The organism is Actinocatenispora thailandica (assembly GCF_016865425.1).
Lineage (GTDB): Bacteria > Actinomycetota > Actinomycetes > Mycobacteriales > Micromonosporaceae > Actinocatenispora > Actinocatenispora thailandica.
This window is the reverse complement of record NZ_AP023355.1, coordinates 3,154,577-3,173,102: the sequence shown is the minus strand read 5'-3', so window position 1 is coordinate 3,173,102 and position 18,526 is coordinate 3,154,577. Positions and strand designations below refer to the sequence as shown.

Genomic DNA, 18,526 nt, shown 5'->3' with positions numbered 1-18,526 from the left:
TCATCCCTTCGGGGGGCTGGGGAGAAGATCGACGGTGCCGTCGAACTGCCAGAGGGGGTTGGGTGCGTCGCCGGTCGGGGTCGGCACCGGGAAGTAGCCGTTCACGCTCTTCGGCCCGTCGCCGTCGGCGACGTAGCGCCCGTCGGCGGTGACGTCGAGCTGGTAGGTGGCCGTGCCCACCGCCTTGACGCCGGGCAGGTGCCAGGTCACCACGCATCTCCAGTCGTTGCCGGGCCCTTCGTCGACCACCCGGCTGCCGCCCTTGTCACAGGATGCGGTGGCTCGAATCTGCGCCTCGGTGACCGCCGGCCGACCGAGTTCCCGGAACTGCACCACGTACAGGTGCGCGTAGGTGGTGGCCAGCGAGCCCTGCAGCTTGGCCCGGTCGATCCCGGAACCGGTCGCCCCGGTTCCGGCCGCGATCGTGCCGACGCTCAACCCGAGCAGCGCCATCAGCGGCAACAGCCCGGCCAGCAGCACCCGCCGCCCCGACCCGTCGTAGGCCAGGTCGGTGAAGTCCCGACGCAGGAACAGGCGGTAGGCCAGCGCCGCGGCGGCAAGCGCCCACGCCAGGCTGGCCACGATTCCGATCACGAGCGGCGCGACCGGCGCCGGCTGGACGAACAGCCCCCGCCAGGCCAGGAACGTGTAGCTGGGCAGCGCGAACCGCACCGCGACCGGCAGCGGCAGCAGCTGCACCAGCTGCAGCGCCAGCGCCAGCAACGCCGGCATCAGCAGCCCCATCGGGGAGCGGCCCAGCGCGATGGAGCCGAGCAGGCCGACCGCGGCGAACGCCAGCGTCGGCGCCAGCACGCACAGCCATGCCAGCAGTACCGTGGTGGCGGCATCGGCCCGGCCCAGCTGATGGCCGTCCAGTCCCAGCAACGGCCGGTCACCGGCCGCAAGCAGACCCCCGGCGATACCCGACGCGGCCAGGCCGACGACCATCATCAGCAGCACGACGAGGCTGGCGAGGCTTTTGGCTGCGAAGATGCGCCGTGGCGAACGAACCGTCACGAGCAGGTGCCGCCAGGTGCCCAGTCGGTCCTCGACGGCGAAGACGTCGCCGGCCACCAGCGCCGTCAACAGCGGCAGCGCCCACGTCCCGGAGAACCCCAACACGACCAGCGAACCCGCCCAGCCGGTGGCATGCATCGAACGACCGAACAGCGTGTCCGAGGGCAGTGCGCTCTGCTGGCCGACCGCGGCGACGAACACCGCCGGCACGATCCAGCAGGCCAGCACCAGCAGCCGGATCCGCCACTGGGACAGCAGCTTGACCAGCTCGAACCGGAAGCCACGCAGCAGCGGCGCCGGTCGCGCCGCGGCCCGCGCCGGCACGGCGGTCGTGGCCATCACCGGCTCCCCGCGTCGCTGGGCTCGGCTGTGCTGCCGGTCAGCGCTAGGAACGCGGCTTCCAGCGGCGCCACCACCGGCGCCAACTCGCGGACGGCCACGTCCGCCCGGACCAGCCGCGCCACCAGCTGGTCCAAGGCGGTAACCGGCCCGCGAACCACCAGTGCCTCGGAGTCGTACCGCGCACCGAAGTCGCGGCCGGGCAGCAGGCGAAGATCGGGGATCTGGGACACGACGGTGGGGGCGGCCGCCGGATCGGAGACCACGACCCGGTAGTCGAGTTCGCCGCTCTCGGCGGCGAGCTTTCGCACCGGCCCGCTGAACACGACCCGGCCGGCAGCGAGGATCGAGACCTGGGCGCACAGCGCCGCGAGGTCGTCCATCCGATGGCTGGACAACACCACCGCGGTACCCTCGGCGGCCACGTCGGTGATCACGCGGTGCACTTGCCGGGTGCCGGCCGGGTCCAAGCCGTTGGCCGGCTCGTCGAGCACCAGCAGTCGCGGGCGGGTCAGCAGCGCCGCGGCGACACCGAGCCGCTGGCGCATCCCCAGCGAGAACCCCTGTACCCGGTCGTCGGCGACATCGGTGAGCCCGACCTGCTCCAGCGCCTCGCCGACGTGGGCGTCGGCGCGGTCCAGGCCGCGCAGGGCGGCCAGCGCCGCGAGGTTCCTCCTGGCCGTGAGGCCCGGGTACAGTCCTGGGCCGTCGACGAAACCGGCGACGCCGTCGGGTACGGACAGGCTGCGGCCCACCGGGGCGCCCAGGATCTGCAGAGCGCCGCTGTCGGGGGCCGCCAGGCCCAGCAGCAGGCCGAGAAGCGTCGTCTTGCCGGCGCCGTTCGGCCCGACCAGTCCGTGCACCTGCCCTGCCGGTACGTCCAGGTCCACACCGTCGAGCGCGATCACCTCGTCGAAGAACTTCGTGATCCCGCGGGCCCGGACTGCGGGACTGCTACGCATATCGGTCCCTTCTCCACTTGTCGCACAGCAACCTAGGGATCGCGGTTTGCAGGCACGAGGCGGACAGCCGAACGTCGAGCAAACGCCGCGCGGCGAGGCACCGCGCCTGGATGCGCGCTGGCGGCCCCGTCAGCTGGGTGCTGCCGACGGGCGCCCCACCGGGGCCAGGCAGCCGAACGGCCCTGGTACCAGCCCGAGCCCGGGCGGCCACCTCGCCGCGCCCTGGCGCGACCTCGGCCCCGGCGCGACCTCGGCTCCGGCGTTCCGTGCGCGGAAGCCGCCGAGCTGCGGCTATCCGGGGCTGCTCGGGACTCCCGTCTACCGAGGCAACATAACGGGAATTATGTGGTGTCACCCGCTCAAGCACGATGCGCGTATTATTGGTTTATCAATATTGATAATCCATTAATTACCCGAGGAAGGTGACCGGAAGTCCCGGCGAGATTCGTCAACGACGTAATCGGAAGGGTGTTCCGGTGCGGGGCCTTGACCGCTCCGCGGGCGGCGCCGACGGGCTGCGAGCGCGGTGCCGGGCGCCACCTGTCGCCGGGATCGGTCGCGAGCCGGCCGCACACTGTACCTACTGGTATGTACAGTGCTGGAGTGAGCACCCAGGAACGGCTGGTCGAGAGCGCCCGCGCGCTGTTGTGGGAGCGCGGCTACGTCGGTACCAGCCCGAAGGCCATCCAGCAGCACGCCGGCGCCGGCCAGGGCAGCATGTACCACCACTTCGCCGGCAAGCGGGAGCTGGCGCTCGCGGCGATCCGCCGTACCGCCGAGCAGTTGCGCGCAACGGCGGACGCGCAGCTGTCTGCGCCGGGAACCGCGGCGCAGCGGATCACCCGGTACCTGCGGCGGGAGCGCGACGTGCAACGGGGCTGCCCGATCGGGCGGCTCACCCAGGACCCGGACGTGATGGCCGACCCGGTGCTGCGCGAGCCGGTCGAGCAGACCTTCGACTGGCTGCACACCCGGCTTGCCGAGGTGCTGGCGACGGGCCGGGACGAGGGCGAACTCGATCCCGGCCTCGATCCGCGGGCCACCGCCGCGATGATCGTCGCGGTGTTGCAGGGCGGGTACGTGCTGGCCCGCGCCGCAGGCGAGGACGACCCGTTCGACCAGGCCGTCACCGGCGTACTCGCGCTGTTGACCCGACCGGCACCGACCCGGTGACGGTCATCGACCATCGAGAGGACCAGATGGACCACGACGAGCGTCACTCCCCCGCGCCGATCACCCGTACGGTGCTGCTCGACCAGTCGCTGCCGGCACCGTTGCCGGTGCAGCGCGTCGAGGCCCGGCGCATCGTGATCGCGCCCGACACGGCCGGCGGCCTGCACGTACACAACGGCCCGGTCTTCGGCTGCGTCGAGGCCGGTTCGGTGGTGTACCAGATCGACGGCGAACCGGAGACCGTCCTGACCGCCGGCGACACCTTCTACGAACCGGCCGGGGTGCGCATCGCCCGGTTCGACGCGCTCGGTTCCGGCGTGACGTTCCTGGCGTACTTCCTGCTCGCCGCCGGGCAGCAGGCCGAGCTGGAGTTCCCCGAGCGCTGAGCGACCGCCGGGCACGGTCCTGGCCCGGCGGGACTGGACGCGCCGACCTGCCAGGTTGTAGCTTGCGGTGGATCGTGACGCCGGCCAAGGAGGTGAGACCCATGGACGCAACACCGACGTGGGTGCTCCACCCCGCCCGTCACGGTCGGCGATCGAGGTAGCTGTCGCCGGGAGCGCCACCACCCGAGGCACTCCGAGAGGCAACAGCCATGGACTCTTCGCCGCGCGGCACCGAGCGAACGTCGAACGACAGCCCCGGGCCTGACCCGGCGCCGGCCGGTCAGCGCCCCTTCCAGTACGACGTGATCATCGCCGGGTGCGGGCCGTCCGGCGCGATGCTGGCCGCCGAGCTACGCCTGCACGACGTGCGGGTGCTCGTCCTGGACAAGGACACCGACCCCGGATCGCCTGTCCGCATCGTCAGCCTGCACGTCCGCAGCATCGAGCTGATGGCGATGCGCGGACTGCTGGAACGGCTCCGCGAGCACACCCGGCAGCGCCCGGCCGCCGGGTTGTTCGCGGCCATCGACAAGCCCGCACCGCGGCACCTGGACTCCGCGCACGCCTACCTGCTGGGCATCTCGCAACCGGTCCTCGTCCGCCTGCTCGAAGAGCACGCGATCGAGTCGGGTGCGCGAGTACGGCGCGGGTGCCCGGTGGTCGGTGTCGAACAGGACGGCGAGGGTGTCACCGTCGAGCTGGCCGGCGGCGAACGGCTGCGCTCGCGCTACCTGGTCGGCTGCGACGGCGCGCACAGTACGGTGCGCGCGCGGCTCGGTGTCGGTTTCCCCGGCGAACCCTCGCGCACCGAGACGCTGATGGGTGAGATGCGGGTGGGCGTGCCGCAGGAGGAGATCGCCGCCAAGCTGGCCGACCTGCGCGGTACCCATCGGCGGCTCATGGTCCGGCCCGTCGGCGGGGGCTTCCACAGCGTGGCGGTCCCGGCCGCCGAGGTCACCGACCGCGCGACCCCACCCCTGCTGGAGGACTTCAGCCGACGGCTGCACGCCGTCGCCGGGACCGATTTCGGTGTGCACTCCCCGCGCTGGCTGTCCCGCTTCGGCGACGCCACCCGGCTGGCCGAACGGTACCGGGTCGGGCGGGTGCTGCTGGCCGGTGACGCGGCGCACGTCCATCCGCCCACCGGCGGTCAGGGCGTCAACCTGGGCATCCAGGACGCCGTCAATCTCGGCTGGAAGCTGGCCGCGCAGGTTCGCGGCTGGGCGCCGGACACGCTGCTGGACACCTACCACGCCGAACGCCATCCGGTCGCCGAGCAGGTGCTGGACAACACGCGTGCCCAGCTGGAACTGCACGCCACCGAGCCGGGCCCGCAGGCGGTACGCAGGCTGCTCGCCGAGCTGCTGGACTTCGACGAGGTGAACCGCCACCTCGTCGAGAAGGTCACCGCGATCGACATCCGCTACGACTTCGGCGAGGCTTGCGAGCCGAACGGCGGGCACCGTGGCGAGGCTTGCGAGCCGAACGGCGGGCACCGTGGCGAGGCTTGCGAGCCGAACGGCGGGCACCGTGGCGAGGCTTGCGAGCCGAACGGCCGGTACCACGGTGCGGGTCCGGACCTGCTCGGCCGTCGCCTGCGCGACCTCGACCTGCGCCAGGGCAACCTCTACGATCTTCTGCATCGCGGTCGTGGCCTGCTGCTGGATCGCACCGCGGGCCTGACCGCCGATCGTTGGTCGCAGCGGGTCGATCGGCTCGTCGATCCGACCGTGGCGTTGGATGTTCCGGGCCTGCTGCTGCGGCCCGACGGCCACGTGGCCTGGATCGGTGCCGACCAGCGGGACCTGGACGACCAGCTGCGTCGCTGGTTCGGACGGCCGGCCTGACGGGCGGCCGAGCGCTCGCGGCGACCGTTGGGGGACGCTGGTGGCGACATCCATCGTGGCGCCGCCGCGCGAGCGGTGTCAGCATCGACGCGACGCGCCGGCGCACGCGGGAGGGAGGCGCGAGGTGCCCACCGAGTACCCGGACCGTTCCCGGCTCGCGGGGGTGTTCGCCGAGGCCGACGTGGCCGAGGCCTACCGGCATCGGCCGCCCTATCCGGCCGAGGTGTTCACGATCCTCGACGGGCTGATCCGCGGCCGGCCCCGCGTCGTGTTGGATCTCGGCGCTGGGGAGGGAGCGCTGGCCCGGCCGCTGGCCGGCCGGGTGGACCGGGTCGATGCGGTCGATCCGTCGGCGGCGATGGTGGCGGCGGGCCGCCGCCGCCCCGGCGGCGGCGCGAGCACCCTGCGCTGGCTCGTCGCCGCCGCCGAAACCTGCCCCCTCGACGGGCCGTACGCGCTGGTCACGGCCGGGGCAAGCCTGCACTGGATGCGATGGCGTCCGGTGTGCCAGCGGATCGCACCGGCGTTGACCGCGGGCGCGTACCTGGCGATCGTCGAGCACGGGCCGCGGCGCCTGCCGTGGCAGGCGGAGCTGACCGCACTGATCCGCCGGCACTCCCGCAGCCCGCGCTACGATCCGCATTTCTCGCTGGTCGGTGCGCTGGACGCGGCCGGATTGGTGGAGCCGGTCGGGACCGCGAGCACCGCACCGGTGTGCTTCCGCCAGCCGGTCGCCGACTACGTGGAACAGTTCCACTCGACGGCGAGCCTGGCCCGGGTGCACATGTCGGCCGCCGAGGCGGCCGAGTTCGACGCCGCGGTCACCCGGCTGGTGCTGCCCTGGGTCGTCGACGGCCGGCTGGCGCTGGCCGTCGATGCGACCGTGTCGTGGGGTCGGCTGCGCTCACGCTGAGCCCGACCGGCGCGACCGTCGAGGGCCACCGTCCTCGACGGTCGCGCCGGTGCTGCGGGTCGGCGGCTGCGCGGCTGCGCGACGCTGGGCATCGCGCCGGCATGCCGAAACTGATCGAACGGGCGCGCCGGCGAACCGGTCAGGGCAGCCAGCGGCTCGCGGCGTCGCGGTAGCCGGCGTCCATCGCGGCGGCCAGCCGCAGCTCGCCCGTGGCGTCGTCGGCCTGGCCCTGCCGCTGCAGGGTGCGGCCGAGCAGCAGCCGCCCGTACGCATCGTCCGGGCGCGCGGCGACCAGCTCGCGCAGCACGGTCTCGGCCCGGCCCAGCTGCGCGGAGGCGAAGTACGCCCGGCCGGCGAGCTCCAGCACGGCCGGTTCGCGATGCTCGGCGAGCACCGGCGCGAGCAGCCGCGACGCACCCAGCGCGTCGCCGGCGGCGAGCAGCGACTCGGCCCACCGGTACCGCTCGACGGGGCCGTCCTCGTCTTCGGGCCGCTGTCGGTGGCGCCGCGCAGCAGGTCGAGGATCGCCTCCGGCGGCTGCGCTCCGCGCAGCGCGGACCGGCCGACCACGATCGTCGGCGACGCGACGATGCCGCGGGCCTTGCCGACCAGCAACGCGTCGGCCACCTCGTCGGTGCCGTCGTCACCGGCGAGCACGTCGGCGGGCAGCCCGGCATCGGCGGCGATGCGCGCCAGCACCGCCGGGTCGCTGATCGGCTCGCCGGCGACGAAGTGCGCGTGCAGCAGCGATTCGACGACCCGATCCTGCAGCGCGGCGCCACCCTGCCGGTAGGCGAGGGCGGCCAACCGGTGCGCGCCGGTGGGGTCGACGCGCCAGGCGGCACCGAACCGTGGCCCGATGCCCTCGTCGGCGGCGGCGGCCGCGGCGCGCATCCGGGCGGCGGCCGGCACCTCGTCGCCGCCCGCACCGCAGCTGCTGAGCGCGGCGTCGACCTGCGGGTCCTGCAGCGCCTCCGCCAGCCGCACCGGCCGCGACGGCGCGGTCGGGTCGATCCGGTACGGGCGCCAGTGCAACTCGGGGGGCGGGCCGGGCCAGTCGGCAAGGGCGCGTTCGATGCGCCGCTTCGCCACGTACGCCCAGCCGCAGACCAGGTCGGCCCAGATCTCGATGCGCATCCCACCACGGTAGCCGACAACTGTCGTTTAGCCAACAGGTGTCGTATAGTGGCGGGGTGAACCCCGACGACCCACGGGCCCGCCGCACCCGGGCCGCGCTGCGCGACGCGGCCCTGACGCTCGCCGCCGAGCAGCCACCCGCCACGGTCACCGTCGCCGCGATCGCCGCCGCCGCCGGCGTCAACCGGGCCACCGTCTACCAGCACTACCCCGACCGGGACGCGCTGCTCGCCGACGCGATGGGCGACGCGGTCACCGCGGTGGTCGACCAGGCCGCGCTGTGCCCGCTGCGCGCCACCGGCACGGTGCCGCCCGAACCACTGGTGCGACTGTTCGAGCACATCGCCGCCCGGCGCGGGCACTACGCCCGGCTGCTGTCCGCCGACGGGTCCGCCCGGTTCACCGCGGCGCTGCGCGACCGGCTCACCGCGGCGCTGGCCGACCGGTTCGCGGCCGGCCAGCGGCCACCCGTCGGCCCCCAGGTGCCGGCCACGGTGCACGCCGCCTGGCTGGCCGGCGCGCTGGTCGGGGTGATCGCCGAGGCGTCGGCCGCGACCTCGCCGATGCCGCCGACCCGACTCGCCACCGCCTGCTGGGCACTGATCACGACCTGACCGGCCCGGCCGCCCGGGCGTACCGGTCGGCCAGCGCCGCCACCGCGCGCACCAGTTCCGGCGGGTCCAGTACCTCGAAGTCGGCGCCGAACAGGCCGAGGTAGGCGGCGAGCGCGTCGAGGCTGTCGGCGCCGGTACGCAGCAGGCAGCTGTGTTCGTCGACCGGTTCGATCTGCCCCGCCGGCCCCGGTATCCGCGCGGCGAGCTGCTCGGCGCCGATCAGGACCCGCACCGTCGCCGGGTGGCGCCACGGCGCGGTGGACACCCGCCGCGCCACGTAGTCGGCGAGGTCGTCGGCGGGCAGCGGCCGCGGCGTGAACCGCGGCCCGGTCGGGATCCGCGGCGTGATCCGATCCACCCGGAACGTCCGCCAGTCGTCCCGGTCCAGGTCGTAGGCCACCAGATACCAGCGTCGACCCCAGGCGACCAGCCGGTAGGGCTCCACGCTGCGAACCGTGTCGTCGCCCTCGTGGCTGCGGTAGTCGAACCGGATCCGCTCGGTGTCCCGGCACACCGCGGCCAGGGTGGTCAGCACCTGCGGATCGACCGTCGGCCCGGCCGCGGTCGGCACCCGCAGCACCGAGACGTTCAGCGCCCGGACCCGGTGCCGCAGCCGAGGTGGCAGCACCTGCTCCAGTTTGGTCATCGCCGACAGCGCGGTCTCCTCGATCCCGGTGACGGCGCCGCCGGCCGCGGTACGCAACGCGACCCCCACCGCCACCGCCTCCTCGTCGTCGAGCAACAGCGGCGGCAGCGCCGCACCGGCACCCAGCCGGTATCCGCCGAGGGTGCCGGTCGCCGCGGCCACCGGGTAGCCCAGCTCGCGCAGCTTGTCCACGTCGCGGCGCACCGTACGCACGCTGACACCGAGCCGCTCGGCCAGCTCCGGGCCGCCCCAGTCCCGACGCGACTCCAGCAGGGACAGCAGGCGCAGCAGCCGCGCCGAGGTTTGCAGCATGACCGCAGTGTGGCACCCGCTGCGGCCAGGATCCGACCGCAGGGCGACCGACCGCGGTACCTAGACTCGACCGACATGGCCGATCCCGCCACCGAATCCACCGCCGACCAGCGTCGGGCCGACGCCGACCGGGACAGCCCCGACACGCCGAGCCGGCCCTGCGCGTACTGCGGCAAGCCGGTGCCGCAGCGCATCGGCGCCGGCCGCCCGTTCCGGTACTGCCGGGACAACGACGGCGCCTGCCAGCGGGCGGCCCGCAACTCGCGGATCCGGGAACGCAACGCACCCGGCCTCACCGGCCAGATCGCCCGCTCCTGGGAACTGGTCGACCGGCTCGAACAGCTCACCGACACCCTCGCCGAGTCGCTGCACGCCGAGCTGTCCCCCGCCGGCGTGGAACGCCAGGTCGCGCAGATACGGGCGGAAACCTCGGCGCAGCTGGCCGCGGCGCACGCCGAGCGCGACGAGGCGCGTACCGAGGCGCAGACCGCACGTCAGGCACAGCGGGACGCCGAAACCCGGGCCGCCCAAGCCGCCGAACACGCCGAGGCCGCCGCCACCGAAGCCGGCTCCGCCCGCGCCGACGCCGACGCGGCCCGCGCCGAGGCGAGCGCCGCGCACGCCGAGCTGGGTACCGCGCTGGGCGAACGAGACAGCGCCCGCTCCGCGGCGACGACCGCGAAGGCGCTGCACGCCGACACGGTGCAGCAGCGCGACGCGGCCCGCGCCGAGGCACGAAGCGCCGCCACCGAACGCGACCGGCTCGCCGAGCAGCTCGCCGCGGTACAGCGGGTCGAGCAGCAACAGCGAGACCGGGCCGAGGCCGCCGAAGCCGCCCGCGACGAACTGGCCGACCGGCTGCGCGCCGAACGCGACGCCCATGCCGCCGCCCGGACCGCGGCCGCCGACGCCGACCGCACCGCCCAACAGCAGGCGCAGCGGGCACAGGAGGCGATCGCCGCGGCAACGGACTCCCGGAGCGAGGCGGACCAGGCGCGCCGGGCCGCCGCCGACGCCACCGCCGCCCGGCACGCGGCCGACGAGCGTGCCCGGGCCGCCGAGGCCGCCGCCGCGGCCGCGGAGTCGCGGCGCGCCGAGATCGCCGACGAACTCGCCGCAGCCCGCGCCGAACTGGCGGGGCTGCGGGCCCAGTCGGTCCAGCTCACCGAGCAGGTCAGCAACCTCACCACGATCCTCGCGCGGTTTTCCGCGCCGCCGGCGGACGGCACCTCAGATCGGTCCAACCCGCACTGAAAACCCATCAACCCTTCCGAAGGGTGTAGAAAGATCACCAAGGCGGCCGGTCCACGGCCGCCGCACCATGCTCGTCGATTCGGTTGTCTCGTCGACTCGGATGGGGTGGTCACGGATGTGGACCACGCACGACACGCTGCTGATGGTGTACGCGCTGATCTCGATCACGCTGGTGATCCTGTTGATCACCACCAGGATCAAGATGCACGCGTTCCTGGCGCTGATGATCGGGTCGCTGTTCATGGGCCTGGTCGCCGGTCAGGCCCCGAACAAGGTCGCGCTCTCGTTCGAGGCGGGCGTCGGTTCGGTGCTGGGCAGCGTCGGTGTGGTGATCGCACTGGGCACGATGCTCGGCAAGCTGCTGTCGGAGTCCGGCGGCGCCCAACAGATCGCCGACACCCTGCTGCGGCACGCGAAACCTCGTACGGTGCCCTGGATCATGGCGCTGGTGGCCGGCATCATCGGCATCCCGATGTTCTTCGAGATCGGCCTGGTGCTGCTGCTGCCGCTGATCCTGACCATGGCCCGGGAAGTGCAGCAGCAGGCCGAGGGCACCGCCCAGGAGGCCGCGGTCCGGCGCAGCAACGTGTACATCATGGTCGGCATCCCGGCGCTGGCCGGCCTGTCGGTGCTGCACGGCCTGGTACCGCCGCACCCCGGGCCGCTCGTGGCGATCAGCGCGATCCACGCCGACCTGGGGCAGACGCTGCTGATCGGGCTGATCATCGCGATCCCGACAGTGATCATCGCCGGGCCACTGTTCGCCCGGGTCGCGGCCCGCTTCGCGCACCCGCACCCGACGCAGAAGCTGCTGGAGCAGGTCGCGCAGACCCGCCGGGTCGACAACCCGCCGAGCTTCGCCGTCACCCTGTTCACGATCCTGCTGCCGGTCGCGCTGATGCTGCTGCGCACCCTGGCGGAGATCACCCTGCCGAAGGGCTCCGGGCTGCTGCAGTGGGCCGACTTCATCGGTGAGCCGATCGTGGCGTTGCTGATCGCGCTGCTCGTCGCGATGTTCACCTTCGGCGTGTTCCGCGGCTTCGGCGGCAAGAAGATCACCGAGTACGTCGGGGACGCGCTGCTGCCGGCCGCCGGCATCCTGATGATCATCGGCGCCGGCGGCGGGTTCAAACAGATCCTGATCGACTCCGGTATCGCCGACGCGATCAAGAAGGCCGCCGAGACCAGCCACCTGTCTCCGCTGCTGCTGGCGTGGGGTGTCGCGGTGCTGATCCGGCTGGCCACCGGTTCGGCCACGGTGGCCACCGTCACCGCCGCGGGCATCATGGCGCCGCTCGTCGCCTCCCCGGACATCACCGTCAACAAGCCGCTGGTGGCGCTCGCGATCGGCGCCGGGTCGCTGTTCTTTTCGCACGTCAACGACGCCGGGTTCTGGCTGGTCAAGGAGTTCTTCGGGATGAGCGTCGGGGACACGTTCAAGAGCTGGTCGGTGATGGAGACGATCATCTCGGTGGTCGGGCTGGGCCTGATCATGGTGGCCAGCCTGATCCTGTGACGCCGGGCGCCGACCGGTACGGACCGGACTGATCGTCACGATGTCGCAGGGTGCTGGTATCAATCAGCACGACCCGCGAAACAGATCACGATCAGGAGGTTGGGTGCCATGGCCGCCCCCGAGGACTGTCGGTCGACGACATCGAGACGCTGCGCAGCGCGGTGTCATCCGGGCGGCGGCCCAAGGTGGTGTTCACCGCCGCCGCCGGGCAGATCGCCGGACAGACCGGCCAGGTGACCGCGGTCGGCGACCCGACCGCCGCCGACGAGTACATCAGCGTTCGGTTCGGTCGCGACAAGCTGGAGTTCGCGCCCGGTGACCTGCAACTGCCCGGCAAGGCGCCGCGCCGGCCGGCGAAACCGTCGACCCCGAAGCCGGCGTCCCCGAAGCCTGCCGCGGCGCAACCGGACGTGGCCCGGCCGGCGGCGGCGACCGCGAAACCGGCCGCGACCGCCGCCGTGCCCAGCGCGAAACCCGCCGCGCCGGTCGACGCCGCGCCGGCCGCGGACACGAAGCCGGCCGGTTCACCGCGCGCCGCCGGCCGACGCACCAAGGCGAAGGGCCCGGCGGAGCTGTCGGTGACCCTGACCTGGCAGGACGGCGACTGGTCGGTGCAGGCCCACCGCGGATCCCGAGCGCTGGCCAAACCTGCACCGGTGCGGGCCGTTGACGCCCTCAAGATGGTGGAGCTGCTCGACACACCGGCCGTCACCGATGCTGTCGGTGAGATCGTCGCTGCCGCCCGTGACGCTGCCGCGGAGCGGGCCGAGCAACTGCGCCGTGAGCTGGCCGAAGTGGAGGCCCGGCTGGCGGAGTTGCCGCAGATCGACTGAACGGCGGCTGTGCGAGCCGTTTCACCACCGGTACCCGCGCGACCGCGCCGGCCGCCTCGGCACGCCCTACACTGTGCCAGATTCGGCGGCCGCTGCCGTCGGCGTTCCCACACCCCCAGGGAGGCGACGTGCCGCGTGGCAACCACGCCAAGGGCGGCCTGCGCTCCCACCGGCGCAGGATCGGCAAGCACCTGGTCATCGCGCCGTGGATCATCATCACCGCGATCTGCGTGCTGGTCCTGGCCGGCCTGACGACCACCTGGGTGGTGCTGGTGACCCGCGGCTGCGGCGGCAGCGCCGTCACCGCCACCGTCTACGCCGACCCGGCCGTGTCCAGCATCATCGACAAGCAGGCGCAGACCTGGATGCAGGGCAGCCCCGCCGTCGACGGGCACTGCGCGAAGATCAGCGTGGTCCCGCGCGACTCCGCGTCGGTGGCGGCGGCGCTGGCACCCAGCTGGGATCCCCGCACCGACGGCACCCGGCCCGACGCCTGGGTGCCCGAGTCCAGCCTGTGGATGCAGCTGGCGGCGTCGCGGCCGGACGCGGCACGGATGCTGCCCGAGCGCCGCCCCAGCCTGGCGCGCAGCCCCGCGGTGATCGCCATGCCCAAGCCGATGGCCGCGGTGATGAAGAAGGTCGCCCCGAAGCTGACCTGGAACCAGCTCGCCACCGAGTACGCCGGCAAGGTGTGGGCGAAGTACGGCCACGCCAGCTGGGGCGGCATCCGGGTCGACATGACCGACGCGACCACCTCCACAGCCGGTCTGCACGCGGTCACGGCCATGGCCGACGCCAACGACGACGGCGACATCTCCACCGCCGAGCGGCTGAGCCTCAACCAGATCTGGCAGGTCGGCGCCGCCCACCCCACCGACACCCAGCAGGTCATCCAGAAGCTGGAGTCGGCCGACTCGACCAGCACCACCGCGGTGCTCAAGACGGTGTCCGCGTTCCCCGCCCTGGAACAGGACGTGATCAGCTACAACCAGGACGGGCCGAAGGTGCCGCTGACCGCGGTGTACCCGTCGGACGGCAGCGCCGACGCCGACTTCCCCTACCTGACGCTGAGCTGGTCGCAGCAGACCACTCCGGGCATCAACGACGACGCGCAGCGGGTCCGCACCGACATCGCCCAGAAGTTCCTCACCGACCTGCGCTCGGGTACCGCGAAGAAGGCGTTCCGCGACGCCGGCTACCGCGACGCGTCCCGCCGCCCGGGGCCGCTGATGACCGCCGCCAACGGGGTGGAACGCAAGGTGCCCACCCTCCCGCGCAAGGTGATGAGCCCCGACTCGGTGTCGCAGACCGTGTCGATGTGGACGTCGATCTCCCGCGACAGCAACGTGCTGCTGATCATGGATGTGTCCGCCGGGATGGGAGAGAAGGTTCCCGGCACCGACAAGACCAAGCTGCAGCTGGCCAGCGACGCCGTCGCCGAGGCGATCACCCTGTTCGGGCCGGGCGCCAGACTGGGCCTGTGGGACTACGCGAGCCACGTCAAGGGCGACTCGGCCGACTACGAGGAGATCGTCCCGGTCGACAAGCTCAACGGCACCTACCACGGCGCCACCCGCCGGGTGGCGATCAACGACGCGCTGGACGCGCTGCAGCCGGTCGGTGAACCCACCCTCTACGACACGGTCGCCGCCGCGTACCAGATGATGCGCAAGCACTACCAGAACGACGCCAGCAACCGGATCGTGGTGGTCACCGGCTCCGGCAACGACTCCGCCAGCAAGACCGGCCTGGGCGAGCTGACCAGCACCCTCAACGCCGGCGCGGACAAGAACCATCCGCTGCCGGTGGTCACCGTCGGGTACGGCAGCGGTGTCGACCTGTCGTCGTTGCAGACCATCTCGCAGGCCTCCGGCGGCCGCACCTACGCCGCGAGCAGCCCCACCGAGGTCTCCAAGGTGCTGCTGACGGCGCTGTTCAGCGGCGCCCCACCCACCTCCGACTGACCCGCAACGGCTAGCACCACGGCGCTGGCCGGGGGCGGTGAACCGCCGGCACGGCACCCGATCGGGCGGATCCGCGCCGTCACCGCGGCCACGTCACGTCGTTCGGTTGAGGGGACACGCCACCATGAGGCGTGCACGGCCCCGATCCGCGGCGCGCCGCCATCACCACTGGAGACCACACCATGTGCCAGCACCAGCCGCCCTGCCCAGCCGCCGACGACCCGGCGCGCGAGGCGGCGCGAATCCTGTTCACCCACCCCGAACAGGGCTGGAGCCTGCTGTGCAACGGCGTCGTGCTGTTCGACGACACCGGCCAGCTGCTGCCCGACGGCAGCCCCATCACCCCGCACCGTGGCCCCGCGCCACACCGCAGCTCGGCGCACGCCGCCTGACCCGCCGAACGCTCCGGCGGGCCAGACGGCGGCCCGCACGGCTCAGTCCGCGAACGCCTCCGGCGACGGACACGAACACACCAGGTTACGGTCACCGAACGCACCGTCGATCCGGCGCACCGGCGACCAGTACTTCTGCCGGGCCCCGTTGCCGTTCGGGTAGCCGGCCTCCTGCCGCGAATACTTGTGCGGCCACTCGTCGGCGGTCAGCATCCGCGCCGTGTGCGGCGCATTGACCAGCGGGTTGTCCTCCGCCGACCACTCGCCCGACTCGACCTTGGCGATCTCGCCGCGAATCGCGATCATCGCCTCGGCGAACCGGTCCAGCTCCGCCAGATCCTCGCTCTCGGTCGGCTCCACCATCAGCGTGCCGGCCACCGGGAACGACATCGTCGGCGCGTGGAACCCGTAGTCGATCAACCGCTTCGCCACGTCGTCGACGCTGATCCCGGACGCCTTCGTCAACGGCCGCAGATCCACGATGCACTCGTGTGCCACCAGCCCGTTCGCCCCCGCGTACAGCACCGGGAAGTGCGGCCGCAGCCGGGCCGCCAGGTAGTTCGCCGCCAGCACCGCCGCACCCGTCGCCGCGGCCAGCCCGTCCGGACCCATCAGCCGCAGGTACGCCCAGGAGATCGGCAGGATCCCCGCCGACCCGTACGGCGCCGCCGACACCGTCGGCCGCTGCGTGTCGGCCCCGTCCAGCATCGGATGCCCCGGCAGGTACGGCGCCAGATGCGCCCGCGCCGCCACCGGACCCACCCCGGCCCGCCACCACCATGCGGGATGCAGAACGTCTTGTGCAGGTTCAGATGCGACACGTCCGCACCGAACTGGCCCGGCTTGGCAAACCCGAGCAACGCGTTGAGGTTCGCCCCGTCCACGTACACCTGGCCGCCCGCATCGTGCACCTTGCCGCACAGCTGCGCGATCTGCTGCTCGTACACCCCGTGCGTCGACGGGTAGGTCACCATGATCGCGGCGAGGGTGTCGGCGTGCGCGGCGATCTTCGCGTCCAGATCGGCCAGATCCACGTTGCCCTGGTCGTCACAGCCGACGACGACCACCCGCATCCCGGCCATCACCGCCGATGCCGCGTTCGTGCCGTGCGCCGACGACGGGATCAGGCACACGTCTCGCTGCTGCTGCCCGCGCGCCTGGTGGTAGCCGTGGATCGCAAGCAGCCCCGCCAGCTCACCCTGGCTGCCGGCGTTGGGCTGCAGGCTCACCGCGTCGTAACCGGTCACCTCCGCCAACCACCGGCACAGGTCGTCGATCAGCGACCGGTACCCCTCCGCCTGGTCGGCCGGCGCGAACGGGTGGATCGCCGCGAACTCCGGCCAGGTGATCGGCTCCATCTCGGTGGTGGCGTTCAACTTCATCGTGCACGAACCCAGCGGGATCATCCCGCGATCCAGCGCGTAGTCCTTGTCCGCCAGATCCCGCAGGTAGCGCAGCATCGCCGTCTCCGACCGGTGCGCCGAGAACACCGGATGCGCCAGGTAGTCCACGTCCCGCAGCAGCGAACTCGGCAGCGGCTCCACGCACGCCGCATCCACCTCGCTGATCGACGGCACGGCGATCCCGAACGCCCGCCACACCGCCAGCAGATCCCCGTCACCCGTCGTCTCGTCACAGGCGATCCCGACCGTGTCGGCATCCACCAGCCGCAGGTTGATCCCCGCATCCCGGGCCGCCGCCACCACCTGCGCCGCGCCGCCCGGCACCCGCGCCGACACCGTGTCGAAGAACGCCTCGTGCACCACCTCGACCCCACCGGTACGCAACCCGGCCGCGAGGATCGTCGCCAGCCGGTGCGTGCGCGCCGCGATGCGCCGCAACCCGTCCGGCCCGTGGTACACCGCGTACATGCTGGCCATCACCGCCAGCAGCACTTGCGCGGTGCAGATGTTGCTCGTCGCCTTCTCCCGGCGGATGTGCTGCTCCCGGGTCTGCAGCGCCAACCGGTACGCCACCGCCCCGTCGGCGTCCTTGCTGACACCCACCAGCCGGCCCGGCAGCATCCGCTCCAGACCCTTGCGTACCGACATGAACCCGGCATGCGGACCACCGAACCCCATCGGCACCCCGAACCGCTGCGCCGACCCGACCACCACGTCCGCGCCGACCGAACCCGGCGGGCGCAGCAGGCACAACCCCAGCAGATCCGCCGCCACCGTCACCAGCGCGCCGCGCTCGTGCGCCGCGGCGAACAGCGACTCCTGGTCGACCACCCGGCCCGACGCACCCGGGTACTGCGTGAGCAGGCCGAAGAACTCCCCGTCCGGCAGCCCCGCCGACAGGTCCGCCACCCGCACCTCGATCCCCAGCGGCAACGCCCGGGTCCGCAACACCGCGAGGGTCTGCGGGAACACGTCGGCATCCACCAGGAACACCGGCGAGGAGGACTTCTTGTTCGCCCGGCGGGCCAGCGTCATCGCCTCCGCCGCCGCCGTACCCTCGTCCAGCAGCGACGCGCCCGCCACCGCCAACCCGGTCAGGTCCTCGACGACCGTCTGGAAGTTCAGCAGCGCCTCCAGCCGGCCCTGACTGATCTCCGGCTGGTACGGCGTGTACGCCGTGTACCACGCAGGGTTCTCCAGCACGTTGCGCAACACCACCGCCGGCGTGTGCGTGCCGTAGTAGCCCAGACCGATCATCTGCACCATGGTGCGGTTCGCATCCGCCAACCGGCGCAGCTCGCCGGTCACCTCCGCCTCACCAGCCGCCGGCGGCAGCTTCAACGCCTGCCGGGTCAGGATCGTCTCCGGCATCGCCGCAGCCAGCAGCTCCGCCACCGAGGAGTACCCCACCTCGGCCAACATCCGCTGCTGCTCGGCCAGGCCCGGACCGATGTGCCGGGCCGCGAACGGCACCGCCGCCACCCCGCCCAAACCAGCGGTCTCGTCGATCTGCGGGCCGCGTTGCGCCGGTGCCCGATCGGTCATCACGATCTCCAGGAGGTCGCCACCATGCGGGCACACGCCCGCGCCAGCGTCCTCCCCCTCTGTCCACGAAACCTGAGAGCTTCACCCGCATCGCGGACTTACCCCGTCGGTGAGGCGGCCAACAGCCACCTACTCTCCAGAGACGCCTACCCGAGCGGTCCTTTTGCCTGAGAGGTTCCGGGGAGGAATTGCCCCTTCGGCGCCCCCGACCAACCGGCCGGGCGGTCTCTCCCACACGGGTCAACAGCTTCCTTGAACCGTACCAGCGGTGTC

The 18,526-nt window shown here is 72.7% G+C and carries 14 protein-coding genes, 2 pseudogenes and 2 riboswitches; of the genes and pseudogenes, 10 read left to right on the top strand and 6 right to left on the bottom strand.

Going from position 1 to position 18,526, the window contains the following annotated elements:
• The gene (locus Athai_RS14070; protein ID WP_203961901.1) at nucleotides 1-1,356 is read right to left on the bottom strand and encodes an ABC transporter permease; all 1,356 of its coding nucleotides are present in this window, start codon (nucleotides 1,354-1,356) and stop codon (nucleotides 1-3) included.
• Nucleotides 1,356-2,318: an ABC transporter ATP-binding protein gene (locus Athai_RS14065; RefSeq protein ID WP_203961900.1), complete on the bottom strand. Its 963-nt coding sequence runs from the start codon at nucleotides 2,316-2,318 to the stop codon at nucleotides 1,356-1,358. The genes Athai_RS14070 and Athai_RS14065 overlap by 1 nt, the downstream gene beginning before the upstream one ends.
• Nucleotides 2,319-2,921: 603 nt before the next feature.
• On the opposite strand from Athai_RS14065, the gene Athai_RS14060 reads away from it, so the two are divergent.
• From Athai_RS14060 to Athai_RS14045, 4 genes are all read left to right on the top strand, one after another.
• On the top strand, nucleotides 2,922-3,491 hold the full coding sequence (locus tag Athai_RS14060; protein WP_203961899.1) for a TetR/AcrR family transcriptional regulator: 570 nt from the start codon (nucleotides 2,922-2,924) through the stop codon (nucleotides 3,489-3,491).
• Between the two features lie 26 nt (nucleotides 3,492-3,517).
• A complete protein-coding gene (locus tag Athai_RS14055; RefSeq protein WP_203961898.1) occupies nucleotides 3,518-3,877 on the top strand; it encodes a cupin domain-containing protein in 360 nt (119 codons plus the stop codon).
• A 335-nt stretch (nucleotides 3,878-4,212) separates the two neighbouring features.
• On the top strand, nucleotides 4,213-5,724 hold the full coding sequence (locus tag Athai_RS14050) for an FAD-dependent monooxygenase (RefSeq protein ID WP_239157405.1): 1,512 nt from the start codon (nucleotides 4,213-4,215) through the stop codon (nucleotides 5,722-5,724).
• A gap of 124 nt (nucleotides 5,725-5,848) precedes the next feature.
• The gene (locus Athai_RS14045; protein ID WP_203961896.1) at nucleotides 5,849-6,637 is read left to right on the top strand and encodes a class I SAM-dependent methyltransferase; all 789 of its coding nucleotides are present in this window, start codon (nucleotides 5,849-5,851) and stop codon (nucleotides 6,635-6,637) included.
• Nucleotides 6,638-6,776: 139 nt separating this feature from the next.
• On the opposite strand, the gene Athai_RS35275 is transcribed toward Athai_RS14045, so the two are convergent.
• Together Athai_RS35275 and Athai_RS35270 are read right to left on the bottom strand one after the other, a co-directional pair.
• Entirely contained in the window at nucleotides 6,777-7,031 is a 255-nt protein-coding gene (locus tag Athai_RS35275; protein ID WP_420829831.1) for a hypothetical protein, read from the bottom strand.
• A 128-nt stretch (nucleotides 7,032-7,159) separates the two neighbouring features.
• Nucleotides 7,160-7,774, bottom strand: a pseudogene (locus Athai_RS35270) (DsbA family oxidoreductase); the annotation flags it as partial.
• Between the two features lie 56 nt (nucleotides 7,775-7,830).
• Between Athai_RS35270 and Athai_RS14035 the strand changes: the two are divergent.
• Nucleotides 7,831-8,388 carry a TetR/AcrR family transcriptional regulator gene (locus Athai_RS14035; RefSeq protein WP_203961894.1) on the top strand — a complete coding sequence of 186 codons (558 nt, stop codon included), beginning with the start codon at nucleotides 7,831-7,833 and terminating at the stop codon, nucleotides 8,386-8,388.
• Here the strand turns inward: Athai_RS14035 and Athai_RS14030 are convergent.
• Nucleotides 8,378-9,346: a helix-turn-helix transcriptional regulator gene (locus tag Athai_RS14030; RefSeq protein ID WP_203961893.1), complete on the bottom strand. Its 969-nt coding sequence runs from the start codon at nucleotides 9,344-9,346 to the stop codon at nucleotides 8,378-8,380. The two genes, Athai_RS14035 and Athai_RS14030, sit on opposite strands and share 11 nt — an antisense overlap.
• Before the next feature lie 75 nt (nucleotides 9,347-9,421).
• Here Athai_RS14030 and Athai_RS14025 point away from each other — a divergent pair, with 75 nt between their 5' ends.
• The 5 genes from Athai_RS14025 to Athai_RS14005 all read left to right on the top strand — a co-directional run bounded on the left by Athai_RS14025 (nucleotide 9,422) and on the right by Athai_RS14005 (nucleotide 15,305).
• Entirely contained in the window at nucleotides 9,422-10,600 is a 1,179-nt protein-coding gene (locus tag Athai_RS14025) for a hypothetical protein (protein ID WP_203961892.1), read from the top strand.
• Between the two features lie 115 nt (nucleotides 10,601-10,715).
• A complete protein-coding gene (locus Athai_RS14020; protein WP_239156921.1) occupies nucleotides 10,716-12,116 on the top strand; it encodes a GntT/GntP/DsdX family permease in 1,401 nt (466 codons plus the stop codon).
• A gap of 161 nt (nucleotides 12,117-12,277) precedes the next feature.
• Nucleotides 12,278-12,949: a hypothetical protein gene (locus tag Athai_RS14015; protein WP_239157508.1), complete on the top strand. Its 672-nt coding sequence runs from the start codon at nucleotides 12,278-12,280 to the stop codon at nucleotides 12,947-12,949.
• A 128-nt stretch (nucleotides 12,950-13,077) separates the two neighbouring features.
• Nucleotides 13,078-14,913 carry a substrate-binding domain-containing protein gene (locus Athai_RS14010; protein WP_203961890.1) on the top strand — a complete coding sequence of 612 codons (1,836 nt, stop codon included), beginning with the start codon at nucleotides 13,078-13,080 and terminating at the stop codon, nucleotides 14,911-14,913.
• A gap of 182 nt (nucleotides 14,914-15,095) precedes the next feature.
• Nucleotides 15,096-15,305 carry a DUF5999 family protein gene (locus Athai_RS14005; protein WP_203961889.1) on the top strand — a complete coding sequence of 70 codons (210 nt, stop codon included), beginning with the start codon at nucleotides 15,096-15,098 and terminating at the stop codon, nucleotides 15,303-15,305.
• Between the two features lie 42 nt (nucleotides 15,306-15,347).
• Here Athai_RS14005 and gcvP read toward each other — a convergent pair.
• A pseudogene (gcvP, locus tag Athai_RS14000) lies at nucleotides 15,348-18,190 on the bottom strand (aminomethyl-transferring glycine dehydrogenase).
• Between the two features lie 112 nt (nucleotides 18,191-18,302).
• Nucleotides 18,303-18,398, bottom strand: a riboswitch (glycine riboswitch).
• Nucleotides 18,399-18,497, bottom strand: a riboswitch (glycine riboswitch).
• Nucleotides 18,498-18,526: the final 29 nt, after the last annotated feature.